This window comes from Janthinobacterium sp. FT14W (assembly GCF_009208755.1).
Taxonomy (GTDB): Bacteria; Pseudomonadota; Gammaproteobacteria; order Burkholderiales; family Burkholderiaceae_D; genus Janthinobacterium; species Janthinobacterium violaceinigrum.
The window spans coordinates 156,918-172,773 of sequence record NZ_WFLL01000001.1 but is presented as its reverse complement, the minus strand read 5'-3'; the positions used below and the strand labels follow the sequence as shown (position 1 = coordinate 172,773).

15 protein-coding genes are annotated in these 15,856 nt (G+C 45.8%); 6 read left to right on the top strand and 9 right to left on the bottom strand.

Annotation, left to right across the window (positions count from 1 at the left end; translation table 11 throughout):
- Positions 1 to 21: 21 nt before the first annotated feature.
- The 6 genes from wbaP to rfbD all read left to right on the top strand — a co-directional run bounded on the left by wbaP (position 22) and on the right by rfbD (position 5,894).
- Complete coding sequence (gene wbaP / locus GCN74_RS00735; RefSeq protein WP_152254876.1) at positions 22 to 1,485, top strand: undecaprenyl-phosphate galactose phosphotransferase WbaP; 1,464 nt, start codon at positions 22 to 24, stop codon at positions 1,483 to 1,485.
- A gap of 54 nt (positions 1,486 to 1,539) precedes the next feature.
- Positions 1,540 to 2,361, top strand: a complete 822-nt coding sequence (locus tag GCN74_RS00730) for a 2OG-Fe(II) oxygenase (protein ID WP_152254875.1) — start codon at positions 1,540 to 1,542, stop codon at positions 2,359 to 2,361.
- 82 nt (positions 2,362 to 2,443) lie between these two features.
- Positions 2,444 to 3,523, top strand: a complete 1,080-nt coding sequence (rfbB, locus tag GCN74_RS00725; protein WP_152254874.1) for a dTDP-glucose 4,6-dehydratase — start codon at positions 2,444 to 2,446, stop codon at positions 3,521 to 3,523.
- On the top strand, positions 3,523 to 4,416 hold the full coding sequence (rfbA, locus tag GCN74_RS00720) for a glucose-1-phosphate thymidylyltransferase RfbA (RefSeq protein WP_152254873.1): 894 nt from the start codon (positions 3,523 to 3,525) through the stop codon (positions 4,414 to 4,416). The genes rfbB and rfbA overlap by 1 nt, the downstream gene beginning before the upstream one ends.
- Positions 4,417 to 4,437: 21 nt before the next feature.
- Entirely contained in the window at positions 4,438 to 4,983 is a 546-nt protein-coding gene (gene rfbC / locus GCN74_RS00715) for a dTDP-4-dehydrorhamnose 3,5-epimerase (RefSeq protein WP_152254872.1), read from the top strand.
- A 23-nt stretch (positions 4,984 to 5,006) separates the two neighbouring features.
- Positions 5,007 to 5,894: a dTDP-4-dehydrorhamnose reductase gene (rfbD, locus tag GCN74_RS00710; protein ID WP_264372866.1), complete on the top strand. Its 888-nt coding sequence runs from the start codon at positions 5,007 to 5,009 to the stop codon at positions 5,892 to 5,894.
- A gap of 409 nt (positions 5,895 to 6,303) precedes the next feature.
- On the opposite strand, the gene GCN74_RS00705 is transcribed toward rfbD, so the two are convergent.
- The 9 genes from GCN74_RS00705 to GCN74_RS00665 form a co-directional block, all read right to left on the bottom strand.
- On the bottom strand, positions 6,304 to 7,224 hold the full coding sequence (locus GCN74_RS00705) for a glycosyltransferase family 2 protein (protein WP_152254870.1): 921 nt from the start codon (positions 7,222 to 7,224) through the stop codon (positions 6,304 to 6,306).
- Positions 7,221 to 8,438, bottom strand: coding sequence for a hypothetical protein (locus GCN74_RS00700; protein ID WP_152254869.1), 1,218 nt, complete (start codon positions 8,436 to 8,438; stop codon positions 7,221 to 7,223). The genes GCN74_RS00705 and GCN74_RS00700 overlap by 4 nt, the downstream gene beginning before the upstream one ends.
- Positions 8,435 to 9,628, bottom strand: a complete 1,194-nt coding sequence (locus GCN74_RS00695) for a glycosyltransferase (RefSeq protein WP_152254868.1) — start codon at positions 9,626 to 9,628, stop codon at positions 8,435 to 8,437. Before GCN74_RS00695 ends, GCN74_RS00700 begins: the two co-directional genes overlap by 4 nt.
- A gap of 36 nt (positions 9,629 to 9,664) precedes the next feature.
- Positions 9,665 to 10,549, bottom strand: a complete 885-nt coding sequence (locus GCN74_RS00690) for a glycosyltransferase family 2 protein (RefSeq protein WP_152254867.1) — start codon at positions 10,547 to 10,549, stop codon at positions 9,665 to 9,667.
- A gap of 251 nt (positions 10,550 to 10,800) precedes the next feature.
- Complete coding sequence (locus GCN74_RS00685) at positions 10,801 to 11,949, bottom strand: NAD-dependent epimerase/dehydratase family protein (protein ID WP_319633442.1); 1,149 nt, start codon at positions 11,947 to 11,949, stop codon at positions 10,801 to 10,803.
- A complete protein-coding gene (locus GCN74_RS00680) occupies positions 11,931 to 12,560 on the bottom strand; it encodes an acyltransferase (protein ID WP_152254866.1) in 630 nt (209 codons plus the stop codon). The genes GCN74_RS00685 and GCN74_RS00680 overlap by 19 nt, the downstream gene beginning before the upstream one ends.
- 3 nt (positions 12,561 to 12,563) lie before the next feature.
- Positions 12,564 to 13,124 carry an acyltransferase gene (locus tag GCN74_RS29635; RefSeq protein ID WP_152254865.1) on the bottom strand — a complete coding sequence of 187 codons (561 nt, stop codon included), beginning with the start codon at positions 13,122 to 13,124 and terminating at the stop codon, positions 12,564 to 12,566.
- A gap of 10 nt (positions 13,125 to 13,134) precedes the next feature.
- A complete protein-coding gene (locus GCN74_RS00670) occupies positions 13,135 to 14,511 on the bottom strand; it encodes a hypothetical protein (protein ID WP_152254864.1) in 1,377 nt (458 codons plus the stop codon).
- A gap of 86 nt (positions 14,512 to 14,597) precedes the next feature.
- Entirely contained in the window at positions 14,598 to 15,809 is a 1,212-nt protein-coding gene (locus GCN74_RS00665) for a GumC family protein (protein WP_152254863.1), read from the bottom strand.
- Between the last annotated feature and the right edge of the window lie 47 nt (positions 15,810 to 15,856).

Sequence of the window (15,856 nt, the reverse complement as noted above, 5' to 3'; positions counted from 1 at the left end):
TATAAGGTTTAGCAAGTCATCATGAAACCAATCGAAGGCATCTTTGTACAAGAAGTGAAATGGTATTGCAGCAGCAGGGCTGAGAAATATTTCCTCACCTTGGCGGATGCACTCGCCATGTTTGCAGCATTCTGGCTCGCAGGAATATGGCTCCTCGATACCGCCGAGCTGAACAGCTGGGGCTTGGATAGCTCGCGTATGCTCAGCTACAGCCTGTTATCCGTGGTCACCTTGGCAGTCTTCAAGCTGAAGGGCCATCATGCCAAACGCCGTCCGTACTCCAATGAAATCAAGGAACTGCTGAAGGTCGCCATGGTCATGGGCCTGATCGACGCGGCTCTGGTCTTCCTCGACAAACGCGACTCCTCGCGCGAGGCACTGCTGGCTACCTGGTTGCTGGTGCCATGCTGCGTGCTGCTGCTGCGTGGCATCATCAAATACCTGCTGATGAAAGCCGGCGGCTGGATACGCCCCATGGTCATTATCGGATGGGGCGACAATGCCTTACAAACTGCGCGCGCCTTCGATGAGGAAACTTTGATGGGCTATCGCCTGATTGCTTTCCTGATTCCCGAAGGCCAGGACAGCCTGGAACATCACTATCTGAACCGCAGCAAACAAGCTGTCCCCGGCATTCCGCTCGGTGAACACCCAGAGAAAACGCTCAAGCTGCTGGGCAATCCGCATACGGTTGTCGCCCTCGAGCAGGGCGGTATCGACGCTTATCAGGGCATGATCCAGCAGGTCAGCCGTTGCGTTGCCAATATGCAAGTTGTACCCGCGGTGCGCGGCCTGCCCCTGTATGGCATGGAGGTCAACCATTTCTTTACGCATGAAGTGCTGTTGCTGACCATGCGCAACAACCTGGCGCGGCCAGGCTTGCAACTTATCAAACGCTGCTTTGACCTGACCGCCTCGATCAGTGTGCTGATCGTCGGTGCCCCCATCTTGCTGTGGATCGCCGCCAAGGTCATGGCATCGGGCCGCCCCGTCTTCTATGGCCACAAACGCGTAGGCCAGAATGGCAAGCATTTCCTTTGCTATAAATTCCGTACCATGGCCGTGAACGCGGATATCTTGCTCAAAGAGTTACTGGAGCGGGATCCTGAAGCCCGTGCCGAATGGGAACGCGATTTCAAACTGAAAAATGATCCCCGTATTACGTCCATCGGCCACTTTCTGCGCAGGACCAGCCTCGATGAATTACCCCAGTTATGGAATGTGCTGAAGGGCGAGATGAGCCTGGTCGGGCCGCGTCCTGTTGTGGATGCGGAACTGGAACGCTATGGTAACCAGATTGACTACTACCTGGAGGCAAAGCCGGGGGTCACAGGCCTGTGGCAGGTCAGCGGTAGAAACGATGTCAGCTACGATACCCGCGTTTACCTCGATGCCTGGTATGTCAAAAACTGGTCTTTATTTAATGACATCGTCATCCTGTTTAAAACTGTTAAAGTCATTTTCAAGAAAGATGGCGCGTATTAGCCCTATGTTTTATATCGATATACACGTTGAAATCCAACAACTCTGAGGTAAAAAATGAATCGACTTGAGATTGCTGACATTATTGTAAATAAAATACAGTCTTCCATTGATGAAATATCTTTGCAGTACGAAAAATCAAAGGAAAAGATCGGATATTTTTATATAGATGACTTATTGCCTGACGACATAGCAAGAAACATATTCAGTTGTTTTCCGGATGGAAAAAATATGAGACTTAAAAAAAGTCTCAAAGAGTATAAATTCATTGCAGCACAAATGGATCAATACAATCCCATTCTGGAAGAAGCGATTTATGCGTTTCAAGATCCACGTGTGGTTGAATTGATTTCAAAAATCTGCAAAATATCGGGACTGTATCCCGACGAAAACTTATACGCTGGCGGTATCTCGTTGATGGGAGACAAGCATTTCTTGAATCCGCATCTGGATAACTCGCACGATAAAGAGCGCGAGCGTTGGCGCGTATTAAATCTCTTATATTATGTTACGCCTGAGTGGCCTATTGAAAATGGCGGCAATCTTGAAATATGGCCAGATGGTCTGCAAAACCCGCAAATCACGATTCATAGCAAATTCAATCGGCTTGCCGTCATGGCGACACATGATGCTTCTTGGCACTCAGTAAGCCCTATTTCATCCAATGGCAGCGCGCGCGGTTGCGTCTCAAACTATTATTTTTCGGATAAATCGTTAAGAAGCACGGATCAATTCCACGTGACATCCTTCCGCGGACGGCCGGAACAGGTTCTACGCGATATCTTCTTGCAGGCAGATATTAAAGCACGAATGGCTGTCAGAAAAATATTTAAAAAAGGCATCGTCGAGAATCCTCACGTTTACAAAAAAGAGAAATAATTTCGCATAATTTTTCAAAAATACAAATAAGTTTCGACAATGAAGAGTTGAAAATTCGTATGTCGGACAGAAGGATCTTAATATGATTTTAGTAACTGGCGGTGCCGGCTTCATCGGTTCCAACTTTGTAAGAGACTGGCTGGCGCTCAACGATGAGCCCGTGATCAATTTTGACAAGCTGACCTATGCTGGCAATCTCAGCAATCTGGCCAGTCTGGAGCAAGACCCGCGGCATATCTTTGTGCGTGGCGATATTTGCGATACCGCGCACATCTCGCGCCTGCTGGCAGAACACCAGCCACGCGCCATCGTGCATTTTGCCGCGGAAAGCCATGTCGACCGCTCGATCCATAGCCCTGGCGAATTCATTTCGACCAACGTCAACGGCACCTTCAGCCTGCTGGAAGCGGCACGCGCCTATTGGAGCGGCTTGACGGGCGAGGCCAAGGACGGCTTCCGCTTCCTGCACGTCTCGACCGACGAGGTCTATGGCACCCTGGGGCCGAATGATCCGCCGTTCACGGAAACGACGCCATATGCGCCCAACAGCCCCTATTCGGCATCGAAAGCGGCATCCGATCATCTGGTGCGCGCGTATTTCCATACGTACGGCATGCCCGTGCTGACGACCAACTGTTCGAACAACTATGGCTCCTTCCATTTCCCGGAAAAACTGATTCCACTCATCATCAGCAATGCCCGCGCCGGCAAGGCCTTGCCTATCTATGGCGATGGCATGCAAGTGCGCGACTGGCTGTACGTGGGCGACCATTGCTCGGCGATTCGACGCGTCCTGGAAGCGGGACGTCTGGGCGAGGTCTACAACGTTGGCGGCTGGAATGAAATGGCCAATCTGGAAGTCGTGCACACCTTATGCGATATCCTCGACACGCTCGATCCCAAGGCTTCCGGCAGCTATCGCGAGCAAATCACCTATGTGCAGGATCGCCCTGGCCATGACCGCCGCTATGCCATCGACGCGCGCAAGATCGAGCGCGAACTTGGCTGGAAACCGGCCGAAACCTTCGCCACCGGCATCCGCAAAACGGTCCAATGGTATCTGGATAACCAGGCCTGGGTACGCAATGTCCAATCGGGCGACTACCTGAAGTGGGTGGAGAAAAACTACGCGGCACGCGACGCGGCCCAGGAGCAGCAATAATGGGAACCAGCATCGAACGCAAGGGTATCATCCTGGCCGGCGGCTCCGGCACGCGCCTGTATCCCGTCACCATGGCCGTATCGAAGCAGTTGCTGCCCGTGTATGACAAGCCGATGATCTACTATCCGCTGACCACCCTGATGCTGGCCGGCATACGCGACATCCTGATCATTTCTACGCCACAAGATACGCCGCGCTTCCAGGAGTTGCTGGGCGACGGCAGCCAGTGGGGCGTCAAGCTCAGCTACGCCGTGCAGCCGACTCCGGACGGCCTGGCGCAAGCATTCATCATCGGCAAAGAGTTTGTCGGCGATGCGCCATCAGCACTGATTTTGGGCGATAACATCTATTACGGCCATGACTTCGAAACACAGTTGCGCGAAGCGTCGGCACGCACCAGCGGCTCGACCGTATTCGCCTATCACGTGCACGATCCGGAACGCTATGGCGTGGTCGATTTCGATGCGCAGCGACGCGCTATCAGCATCGAGGAAAAACCGCTCAAGCCGAAATCGAACTATGCCGTCACGGGCCTGTATTTTTACGACAGCCAGGTATGCGATATCGCTGCCGGCATCGCCCCATCCCCACGCGGCGAACTGGAAATCACGGACGTCAACCGCACCTATCTGGAGCGGGGACAGCTGAACGTCGAGCTGATGGGGCGCGGCATGGCCTGGCTCGATACTGGCACGCATGAGTCCCTGCTTGAAGCGGGCCAGTTCATCGCCACCATCGAGAATCGCCAGGGATTGAAAGTTGCTTGCCCAGAAGAAATCGCCTACCGCCGCGGCTACATCGACGCAGCCAAACTGGAAGCATTGGCCCAGCCACTCAAAAAGAATGCCTATGGCCAGTATCTGCTGCGCCTGCTGGAAGAAAAAATATACTAAAGCCGAATGGCTTATCACACCATGCAAATTCAAACCACCGCCATACCTGACGTCCTGATTATCGAACCGACCGTGTTCGGCGATGACCGGGGCTTTTTCTACGAAAGTTTCAATCAGAAGCGCTTTGCCGAACTGACTGGCGCCACGCGCGATTTCGTACAGGACAATCATTCCAAGTCCGCCAAGGGCGTCTTGCGCGGTCTGCATTACCAAATTCAGCAGGCACAAGGCAAGCTGGTGCGCGTCACCGCCGGCGAAGTCTTCGACGTCGCCGTCGATCTGCGTAAAAGCTCGCCGACCTTCGGCCATTGGGTAGGAGTCACCTTGTCGGCGGCCAACAAACGCCAGCTGTGGATACCAGAAGGCTTTGCCCATGGCTTCGTTGTCACCAGCGACAGCGCCGAGTTCCTGTACAAGACGACCGACTACTGGGCGCCGGAGTTCGAACGCAGCATCCTGTGGAACGATCCGGCCATCGGCATCGACTGGCCGCTCGATGGCGAACCGCTGCTGTCCGGTAAGGACAAGGCCGGCGTTCTGCTGTCGAATGCGGACATCTTCGCCTGAGTCACGCGTATTGCCGCGCCACCATTCACGAGAAAAATATGAGTCGTATCTTAATTACAGGAAAAACCGGCCAAGTAGGCTATGAACTGCAACGCAGCCTGCAAGGGCTGGGAGAGATCATTGCACTCGACCGCAGCCAGATGGACCTCGCCGATCTGGATCAGATCCGCGACGTGATCCGTCGTGTCAAACCTACGCTGATCGTCAATCCGGCTGCCTACACGGCCGTCGACAAGGCGGAGAGCGAACCGGAACTGGCAATGCGCATCAATGGCGAAGCGCCGGGCGTCATGGCGGAAGAAGCAAAGAAACTAGGCGCTGCAATGATTCATTACAGCACTGATTATGTCTTCGACGGGTCGAAAGACGGTCCCTACACGGAAGCCGATCCGACCTGCCCTGTGAATGTCTATGGCAGCAGCAAGCTGGCCGGCGAGCAAGCGATCCAGGCTGCCGGCATTCCGCACCTGATCCTGCGCACCAGCTGGGTGTACAGCACGCATGGCAAGAACTTTCTGCTGACCATGCTTCGCCTGGCACGGGAACGTGACGAACTGAGTATCGTTTCAGATCAGTTCGGCGCACCGACCTGGAGCCGTACCATTGCCGACACGACAGCCCACATCGTGGCACAAAGTCTGGTCCATCCAGATCAGCAAGCATGGTGGTCCGAACATGCAGGCTTGTATCATTTGACGGCGCAGGGAAAAACCACCTGGTTCGGGTTTACTGAGGCAATTATGGGCCATCCCTCGGTGACAAAAAAACCTCAGTTAAAACCGATACTGGCGAAAGATTACCCTGTCCCTGCAAAACGGCCAACTAATTCGCAACTGTCATCGCGTCTGCTGATGGATACATTTTGCGGACTGCCGCAGTGGGCTGATGCCTTAGCTCTTTGTCAGGATTAAATAATCAGCACAGCGATACCTTGCATGTCGTGATGAGTCCAGAACCATTGTGGCCGTCAAGCGAGGCTATCGACCGATGTGAAGAATGAAGGATGGCAGTTGATCGTTCCATTGCTGCTCCATGACGCCTCCTGTCGGTGATGCCGGGTACGGCCGCCGGCAATGGCACGATAAGGCCGCTTTGCTGGAGTTGATGATGGAAGTGGTCTGGCACCTGGAAGGCCAGAAGGCGTTGCTATCCAGGCCAGACCTTGGGGCGTTGAACGCATCTTCACCAAGCTGATACCTTAGCGGCGATTAGTGCGCGGCCATGAACGGCGTATTGACGTGAAAGAGAGCACGATCTGCATGGCAATGGCTTCATAGCGGCCAAGCTGGCGAGAGTTTCGCCAGCTGATTAATCCGCCACTCAGGACCAGTAACCTTTATGCATGCTCAGCTTCAGCTTGATTTTTTTCGACAAACGATGCTCTATTAAACCCATACGATAGCCTACATACTTAACAAGCGTACGGAACATGGAAGATGGAATAAGAAAAATTGCATTTTTCATCAGGAATCTCAGTTCCGAGACAACAAATCTTTTTCCTTCCCCTTCAGCTCCACCAAACGCGGAACGAAGCCATGGCTCGCGGGAATGGAAAACACCTATATCGAAATAACGCTGAAAGTCCTGGATTACAGAATAATCATGGGAATGAAACACCTTAGCGTCAGAGACATACGCCACCTTCAACCCCGCCAGTATTACCTTCGCTGATACATACGTGTCCTCGCCGAAAATGTTATCCGAAGGAAACCCACCAATTGACATCAGCACAGCTCGTCGATATGCGGCAAAAGAATTTGACACAAACGCCACTTTTAGTCCAAGGCGCGAAATATCATTCGCAGATTTCACCTCGGACTTCTCAGTGTAGTTAAAAATTCTGGCATGCGCACCGATAGGCTTTGCATCGCGATGAGGTAATTGGCGTCCATAGGCAATGGCAACGGACGGATCAGCAAAGGTGGAGAGCAAATTTTTCAATGCATCTTGGTCAGCCAAGATTGCATCTTGCGTAAGATAAACAATAATCTCGGTATCACCCAGCCTTTCAGCCGCTAACTGCCGTGTGGTGCCATGGTTAAAGTCTTTCCGTTCAATTCGCAAAACATCATAACCAGCTGCGGCAGCAATATCCGCAGTAGCATCGTTGGAAGACGAATCGACAATCAAAACTTTATCCGGTGTCGCCGATTGACTCTTCAAGCCATCAATCCATTGCTGCCAAGCCGGGCCAGCATTCAATGTTGGCACTACAACTGCAAACGAAACAGCATCTGTCATTTTTTCAACAACCCTATCGAAGTGCCGTGCTCGGCATCAGTTACATCGTTTTTACTTGAAATATCTTCAGTAGCTACGGTAATTTTTTTCTGCATCACTATTGACAATGCGTACACACACCAATAAATTGGCCAAAACAATACATTTATATTGAAGCAAAGAAGATTAAAGGAGGTCATATAGATCAATGAAATTTTCGACCTTCTCAGGAACCACCATTGAGAAAATATAAATACAAAAAATCCCAGGAATCCGAAATGCAAAATTAAATATGCTATGAAACTTTTCGGGTCTTCATTAACCTTCTCTGAAATTACCACATCAGAAAAACCATACAAATACGCGCTGTTATCGATAGCATCCACATACGACGCGACGCCAATCAGACTAGACCAAAAATCAGAAAATATATTCTCCGCAATTACCTTATATGGCAGTGCACGCGCCAAAATGGAAACATCAAATCCATCATTCAAATCCAACAGAAAGAAAGTGGCGACCGGGAAGAAGAAGGATAATAGATAAATAAAACCGATAAAATTTTCGCTCAATTTTTTATAGGAAAAAAGCAATCCGTAAAAAACCACCAAAAAAACCATGGTATTTCTTGAGCCTGTTGCGAACAATCCAACAACTATGAAAATCGTCCACTTCCTGTAACCAGGAAAACTATTGGCACAAAACAGAGCAAAACCCAAAAATATTGCCAGATACGCAGGTTCGTAAGCAAAACCCTGAACACGAATAATGCCGTCTCTTATAATTGACACATGCCAGGCGTTGGCATTCCACATTTCCACCGGCAGATTTACACCCCAAGCGCTACGATCAAGCCCCGCAGCCAATACAACAAATTGATATACCATATATAGTAAAATCAAAATCATTGCGTAGAAATACCATTGAAGGAAATCCTGCAAATTTTCTTTGAAAATAAAATATATTCCAGCCAATGCGATCAGCATTGTTGATATCTTCACCACATCAACAATGCTATCGGTCCCCAGCAAAAATATTGCCTTGCAAAAAGATATTACCAACAAGGAAAGCAATGGTGCCGTATAGGAAAATCCGGGGATGATTTTCCTTTTCCACATCATGATAGCGCAAGTAAGTGCCAGTAAAAGCGTTACAAAAGGAAGAGGAACGGCACCAAAACTAATGGTGTTGAATATCATTAACGGCAATAATAATGCAACGAGTTTGATAATCATGAAAATACACGATCGTAAGAATTTATCGAATCAACAACAAGCTCATTGTAACTTTTGAACAATAATTCGACTTTCTCCTGAAAATAATCTCCATCTCTCATTATTTTCGTCAATTCAGCATATACATCTTCCTTGCTCATTGAATCGATATTGAGAACCGAATTTTCCAATCCAGAGCCATTCACCGCATTATTATTTGCCAGTATTGGCAATCCGAATGAAGCCCCCTCCAATGTCTTGAGTTTCACTCCTGCAGGATTCATCGAAAAGGAGCAAAATACCTTTGCCTGATTCATAATATTTTCTTTGAACTCATTGCTGATATTGAAAAACAATTCAACATTTTCAAGCGAAAAATCTGAAAAGGGATTCATATCGGACTCAACCTTCTTGCCGGCAATCACTAGTTTCACATCAGAATGAAGTGCCAGCCAATCTGCGAGATATGCATATAGCCTCTTAACGGCTTCAATATTATCCGAAAGATCAAGATTCCCCACAAACAATAATGTATTAATTTTATTTTCGTAAGTACTCAAGGAATAAGCATGGTCTGTCAGTATAGGCAATACAGATGTCGGCAAGTCTACAGGACCAATAATTTCCTTATCTCTATCTGAAATAAATAGTATTTCATCCACAAATTGGTTCGCCAACATCTTTTTCTCATAATGCCGATATTTCAACGACTCAATACGGTAAAATAACTTTCTAATAATTCCTTTTTCTGCTTGTGCCATGCTCAGATAATACTCGGCTTCGCAGTTATGCATGCGCAAATATTTCTTGCCGAAACTTATCTTGAATTTCTGAAGCATTGTAAAAAATGACAGCAGCAGTTTGGTATGCTCAACGATAACATAATCGTAATGAGAATAAAGCTGTCTTCCAAGATTACGAGCATCTTTTTCGCTGAAAAATCGAATTGCCATCGACAAGGGATAGGTAATCCATTTCCACGACGGCATCAATTTTGACTTGATCGGAAAATGCCTGTCGACCAATTTCCCCTCTTCTGATTCATTGAAAGCTTGCAATCTTTTTTCACTCAGATAGAAACTAATCACATGAACAGTAAAGCCCATCTTTTTTAAGTGCACGATTCTCTTCCAGACATCGATAACACCGCCATAGTTATCTGGAAATGGTATGTCAAAGCAAATCAACAGCACGCTTTTATTTTTTTTCATATAAATCCACTTTACTATACATCTTTATTTATGAATTCACATAAAAAAACCGGCAATCATCGCGTCATACATTTTCCGCGATCGTTTAAGATTTGAAAAATTGGCCATTTTAACAATACGCGTCAGTACCGTATAAGAAATAGCAACCGACTTTTTCATGCCTTTGAAATTTTTCCTGATATAATAAATTCTATTACGGTTCGTATAATAAACAGAAAAAGGGGATTCATCCCCGCCAGTACTGCTACTCACCTTATGCCGGACCTCTCCTTCAGCCCAGTATTTCAATTTAAATCCTGCCTGGGTTGAACGATAAATAAAATCAACGTCGTCGTAATATACGAAATATTTTTCGTCCATTAATCCAATACGATCAAATACATCTCTATGTACCAGCATAAAACAAGTGGGCGCGTATTGGACATAGCAATCGCTCGAGTATTTTTCAGAATCCGGTTGCATTTCGCCGTAATGCCGGACAACGCCGCGCCATTCGCTGAGCGAGCCGCCCGCACACCAAATCAAATCTGAGTCATAGAAATATATTTTGGGGGTAACCAGCTTTTCATTGTTCGCATCGGCAACGGCAACCATTGATGAAAATAATTCCGTATCAGCAAACTCAATATCATTATTTAATACAAGCACATACTCGCATTTCGCCTCCAGAGCAAGAACGATGCCCTGATTATTAGCAGCAGCAACACCGACATTCTTGTCATTTTTAATTAGAGTGACATTACTTATATTGTATTTTTCTATTTCTTTTTTTGCCGATTCGAAGGATAGCTCATCCAAACTATTATCAATTATATACAACCAATAATCACGATAAGACTGAGCACTCAAACTCTGAAAAAAACCAGGCAACACATCCGCACTATTAAATAGCACAGTTACCAAACCAACACGCGGATTCATAAATTAGTTCCTTGAAATTCTCAATTCAAATTACTCTACTTATTACTTCGATCACCAAAAATGAATCATGCAGATAACGGACAACATGATCGATATGTAAACGTACGATCTTGAGCGATGTCTTGTACTGCCACATCGTCCATGTGCGGCAGTTTTTTCTGTATTCAATGAATATTCGCTCATGGCACATTGCACCAGTAGCGATGAAATTTGAAATGATCAAGTAGAATAAATTTTTTCCTCAATTACTATTACTTATAAAGTCCACGTTTCTTCATTTCGCTAATGCTCTGGTCATATCCGTCGGCAGATACATCTTGAGAATTTACCCAATCGGCAAAACGTGCAATGCCCGTACTAAAATCCACTTTAGGTATAAATTTCAATAAGTGATTGGCCTTGCTCAGATCGGCAAAGTTATGACGAATATCACCTAACCTGTACGCCCCCGTGATCTTAATTGGCACGTCAATACCATAGTGCTGCACCAAGGTTTGAGCTACGCTCAAAACCTCGGTCGCAACTCCGGAGCCAATACCAAAAACTTGCCCATTTGCAGCATCTTCCATCAACGCCAGCGCAGTTGCATCTACCACATCATCAATGAAAACAAAATCTCGGCTTTCTTTACCATCTTCAAAAATATTGAGATGATTGCCATTTTTAATACGTGTCGAGAAGATTGACAAAATGCCTGTGTAGGGGTTGCTCAAGGATTGCCCCGGACCGAAGACATTTTGATAGCGAAGCGCTGTCGCTCCGATCCCGATGGAAGCACAAACGGTCATTACCATTTGTTCCTGATTTTGCTTGGTAATACCATAAACCGATGACGGGTGAATTTTCGATTCTTCATCGGTAGCTAACAACGTCAGTGCTTCACCCGTCTGCGGGCACAATGGTTCAAAGCGTCCAACCTGCATATCCGCATCTTTGCGCGCACCAGGATAGACGATGCCCAAAGACGGGGAGTGATATTTTCCTTCACCATAAATCGACCGCGATGAAGCCACAACAACCTTTTTGACCTGGTAGCGACCATTCGCCAGCAAATCCAGCATAATTCCGGTACCGCCAATATTCACATCAACATAGCGCTTGATTTCATACATTGACTGTCCCGTACCAGTTTCAGCAGCCAGATGCACAATCGCGTCCTGGCCAGGCAAAACCTTTTCCCAAGCAGCAACATCAGTGACAGAGCCCAGCAGAAAATTTGTCTTATCCTTGATGCTTTGAAATAGTGGCGAAGTTACCATAGGATTTTCGCCATGAATTTGAGGAGACAAATTATCCAAAATAGTGACTTCATGTCCCAGACTAACCAAATGCAATGCCAGATTTGAACCGATAAATCCTGCGCCGCCAGTAATTAATATCTTCATGATGTTTTTTTCCATTCTTTATCTTTAAAGCAGTATGTCTTTATAATTTTTGCCGGATTTCCCGCAACAACAGAAAATGCGGGAACATTTACATTCACAACAGAATGCGCGCCAATTATTGAATTTTTACCTATTTTAACATTCGGCATAATTATAGAACCGTAACCGATAAATACATTTTCCGCAATATCGACATAATTTCCTTCACATTGAAGACGTGAACCGATTTTGCTCTCATCATCAACATTTTCGTATGGATGAACAATATCAACGATTGCTACACCACCAGTGATCGATACATTGTCGCCGATGGAAATATTTGACCCGCAAACGATATGCACGTTTTGTTCAATATTGACATTATTTCCAATTGAAATCCTCGGCGAAAAATTCCCGTTGGTTCGCACCACCTCTATTCTTGCACCATTTCTTATAGTGACAAAATCACCTATAAAGATGTTTTTTGGATTGGCAATTAAAGTTGGCTTATAAATTACTGATTTTTTTCCAATCGAACCAAAAAACAATTTATAAAAACATTTTGTTTTGACTCTAACCAAAAAAATATCCAACAAGTTGAAAATATTAAAAATATCTTCCTGGAAAATTTTTTTTAATTTATTCATGTTTTAATATACAGAAACCCATTCTTCAGTCGAAAAATCAAATTTCTTGATAATCTTGGCTGGACTGCCTGCCAACATTGTGTAAGCAGGGAAAGATTTTGTAACAACCGCTCTGGCAGAAACAACGCAGCTATCCCCAAGCTGTACTCCTGGCAAAATTGCCACGCCATATCCTATAAAACAGTTCTCGCCAATAATAACTGCTCCCTTTGACTCCAAAGGTTGCTGCATGATAGGACCTTTAACAGGCGACAAACCATGGGCGACATCGGACAAATAAACATAATCACTAAGAACACTTCCGCGACCAATCTTCATATGGCCAACGGAATGAAGCTGAGTCTGATGTCCGATATAAACCAAATCACCAATTTCAATATGGGCATTAAACTCCTGACCGCTCACGTTTCGTATAGGGAATATTACCGATCCTCTTCCTATCGTGACATTTTTACCAACAGTAATGTGTTCAGAATTGGTATATATTGAGAAGAAAGATGTTTTTGATTTTTTGACAAATTTATTCTTGGCACAAAAGAAAAATTTCCTTAACCCTTCAAACATAAGATCCCCATTAAAACACCAATACAAATACAGCCACAGGCAAAGAGAGAAAAACCCCAGATTTCAAAGTGAATAGAAATATATCCGGAACAATCAGTCTTGTTGAAGAGAAGTTAAACATATAATTGCAAAAAAAACCCGAAACAGATCCTATTAATGCACCATATGCCACACCAAATGCACCATACTGATATCCGAGCGCTATACTTGCCAGCAGAGTTACAACACCTTCGACAAAGACGGTAAGGCGTACTTGCTTTTGCATATTGATAGCAAGCAATAACATCGAATATGGAAGCGCTATATTTCGTACCATATTGGCAATTGCCAATATCGATAATAATTTCAGTATATCTTCGCTATATCCCTTACCCAACCATGCTTGCAAGAAATTTACACCGAAAAAGTACAGCCCAATAACAGACAGAATCAATCCTGCAATACAAATACGCGTCGCGCTGATCATTAACTTCGGCAATTCATGCCGTGTTTCTTCCCGCGCATTTAATTTTGCTCCAGCAGGTAATAATGGTGAAATAATTGCCTGCTGCAAGCCGATCATGATCGCAATAACGGTAGATGCAAGGGAATAAGCTGCAACGCTCTTGAAATCAAAATGACCAACGATCATTATTGACATACCATTCACCAAAAGCATGGCAATATTCCATATTGCTAAATTTCCGCAATACTTCAGCAAATCGCCAAATCGCTTTTTCTCCATCGGCCCCAGCGCCGTTATCAACGCCGATGCCCATCGGCGTATGGCCAGGAAATTAATTGGCACAATGAGCGCACTACTCACTGCCATGGTTAACGACAACACGAGTAGGCCTGCGCCATTTTTTAAAACCAGCCATAAAGCAAGCAAACTGAACATACGAACGAATAATTGCCCACTTACTGGAATGATGTTTCTATGCAAACCTACAAACACCCCCATAGGTATCAGGGCAAATAGCTGCCAAGCTGCAGAAATTCCCAGCAAGAGTATGCAAATACGAAACTCGCCGATTAATTCAGGTGGTATATTCTTGAACAATAATGGATAGAAAATAACAAGAATTGACACTGCGAACATCGCAAAAAAAACAAAACCGGTTACGATGACAAGCCCGGCCTTCATTGTTTTCCTTTGGTCATCCAGGTCGTTCAGTTCATGTGCATGAGCGATAAATTTTGTCATCGCCGTTTGCAGGCCAAAACCGAACAACTGCAAATAGATCAATACCTGTAATGCCAAACTCCATACTGAGAATTCCAATTTCCCCAGATATCGCACCACCAAAGCTGGAAGCAGTAAATTAAACAGCGCAGAACCTATACCACCGATTACATTGGCGACAGCATTCTTTAGAAAAATATTACGTAATGATGCAGTCGTCATTTTTTGGAAAAACCATTTATATTCAAATCTGTTTACTTATTCAACATCAGAAAAATATTTTCAAAATTTAATTCATGCGATATTGGCTATTTTTTCCACGCATTCCTAAGCACCATCCAGCGCTGAATATTTTTTTCACTTTTTCGTGATGAAATGTAGGTATCGCGCAACAATGCAATTAAAATCGCAAGCACACCGCCGCCAATAAATGCCACCACTGTCAACGCTAAAGGTTTGGGTTTTGTTTTTTCCTCGGCCGGCACAGCCAGATCAAGCTGCTGAATCATGGATGAATCCTTGGCTTCATCAATTTTTGCCAGTTCATACTGTTTTGCCAGCAATTCGAAAATAGTTTCGTAATACTTAACATCACGCAGAGTTCGTACATATTCAATACTTGCCTCCGGAATTTTTCCGCTTGGGATCATTACATCGCCAGCCCGCCCCTTGCCATTCTGTTGCTTTTCCAACTGGTTTTGCAGACCGCGTACTTCTTCTTGCAATCGCATATATTCTGGATTATTGACTGTCGCAAAACTACGCATAGATTGCAGTTGCACATTCTTCGCGGCAATAGTGCCCTGAAGCTGAGCTTCATTGGCGATAATTCCTTTTACCTGACCTTCAAGCTGGAGCATGCCAGTGGCTTCCTGCATCTTACGCATGGCAACTTCTGCATTCGCCAAGTCGTCTTTGGCAGCTTTCAATTGCTTCTCAAAAAAAACTCTCCGTCTCGACGCTTCTGTAATGGCCAAGCCTTTTGTCAAGGCAGCCAATTCCGTAACGTGGGCATTAGCTAGTTCCGCAGCAAATTTTGGATCCTTGTCTTCGATGGAAATGCCAATCAAGCCATCCTTCCCATTGGATAAGGCACGTACCTTTGTCAATTTTTCGCGCGTCTCATCCATCGTATTTTTTTTGAAACGCTCCTTGAGCTTGTATCGCTCGATTAAATTATCCGCAATCGTTCGGCTTTGCAGCATGCCCACATACAAATCATTGGGATTTTTTAATCCAGCAATACCACCTACGCCCCCGGCCAACCCACCAAGTTGCCCCAACATCGAGGAAACAGAGGAACTCTGTTGCTGCGGCGGCATAATGACAGCCGTGCTCACATACTTCGGCGTCATCAGCAAACTCGCCGTTAACGCCAATGCACCTGTAATCAGCGGGAGAATGATAATGATTCTTCGTTGGCGCACCAGGGCGGCACACACATCGAGTAAATGGATACCATCCTCTTCCGCTTTATTTACTGAATGTTGTTTATTCTGAATTTCCACATGCTCGGACATCGTTTGCTTTCAAATAGAGTATGGTTTTATATGCGTCCAGCTAAATG

Bases quoted from the DNA above. Each gene is read 5' to 3' on its own strand.
- wbaP (WP_152254876.1), top strand. From the start codon at position 22: ATGAAACCAATCGAAGGCATCTTTGTACAAGAAGTGAAATGGTATTGC.
- GCN74_RS00730 (WP_152254875.1), top strand. From the start codon at position 1,540: ATGAATCGACTTGAGATTGCTGACATTATTGTAAATAAAATACAGTCT.
- rfbB (WP_152254874.1), top strand. From the start codon at position 2,444: ATGATTTTAGTAACTGGCGGTGCCGGCTTCATCGGTTCCAACTTTGTA.
- rfbA (WP_152254873.1), top strand. From the start codon at position 3,523: ATGGGAACCAGCATCGAACGCAAGGGTATCATCCTGGCCGGCGGCTCC.
- rfbC (WP_152254872.1), top strand. From the start codon at position 4,438: ATGCAAATTCAAACCACCGCCATACCTGACGTCCTGATTATCGAACCG.
- GCN74_RS00705 (WP_152254870.1), bottom strand. From the start codon at position 7,224: ATGACAGATGCTGTTTCGTTTGCAGTTGTAGTGCCAACATTGAATGCT.
- GCN74_RS00700 (WP_152254869.1), bottom strand. From the start codon at position 8,438: ATGATTATCAAACTCGTTGCATTATTATTGCCGTTAATGATATTCAAC.
- GCN74_RS00695 (WP_152254868.1), bottom strand. From the start codon at position 9,628: ATGAAAAAAAATAAAAGCGTGCTGTTGATTTGCTTTGACATACCATTT.
- GCN74_RS00690 (WP_152254867.1), bottom strand. From the start codon at position 10,549: ATGAATCCGCGTGTTGGTTTGGTAACTGTGCTATTTAATAGTGCGGAT.
- GCN74_RS00685 (WP_319633442.1), bottom strand. From the start codon at position 11,949: ATGGAAAAAAACATCATGAAGATATTAATTACTGGCGGCGCAGGATTT.
- GCN74_RS00680 (WP_152254866.1), bottom strand. From the start codon at position 12,560: ATGAATAAATTAAAAAAAATTTTCCAGGAAGATATTTTTAATATTTTC.
- GCN74_RS29635 (WP_152254865.1), bottom strand. From the start codon at position 13,124: ATGTTTGAAGGGTTAAGGAAATTTTTCTTTTGTGCCAAGAATAAATTT.
- GCN74_RS00670 (WP_152254864.1), bottom strand. From the start codon at position 14,511: ATGACGACTGCATCATTACGTAATATTTTTCTAAAGAATGCTGTCGCC.
- GCN74_RS00665 (WP_152254863.1), bottom strand. From the start codon at position 15,809: ATGTCCGAGCATGTGGAAATTCAGAATAAACAACATTCAGTAAATAAA.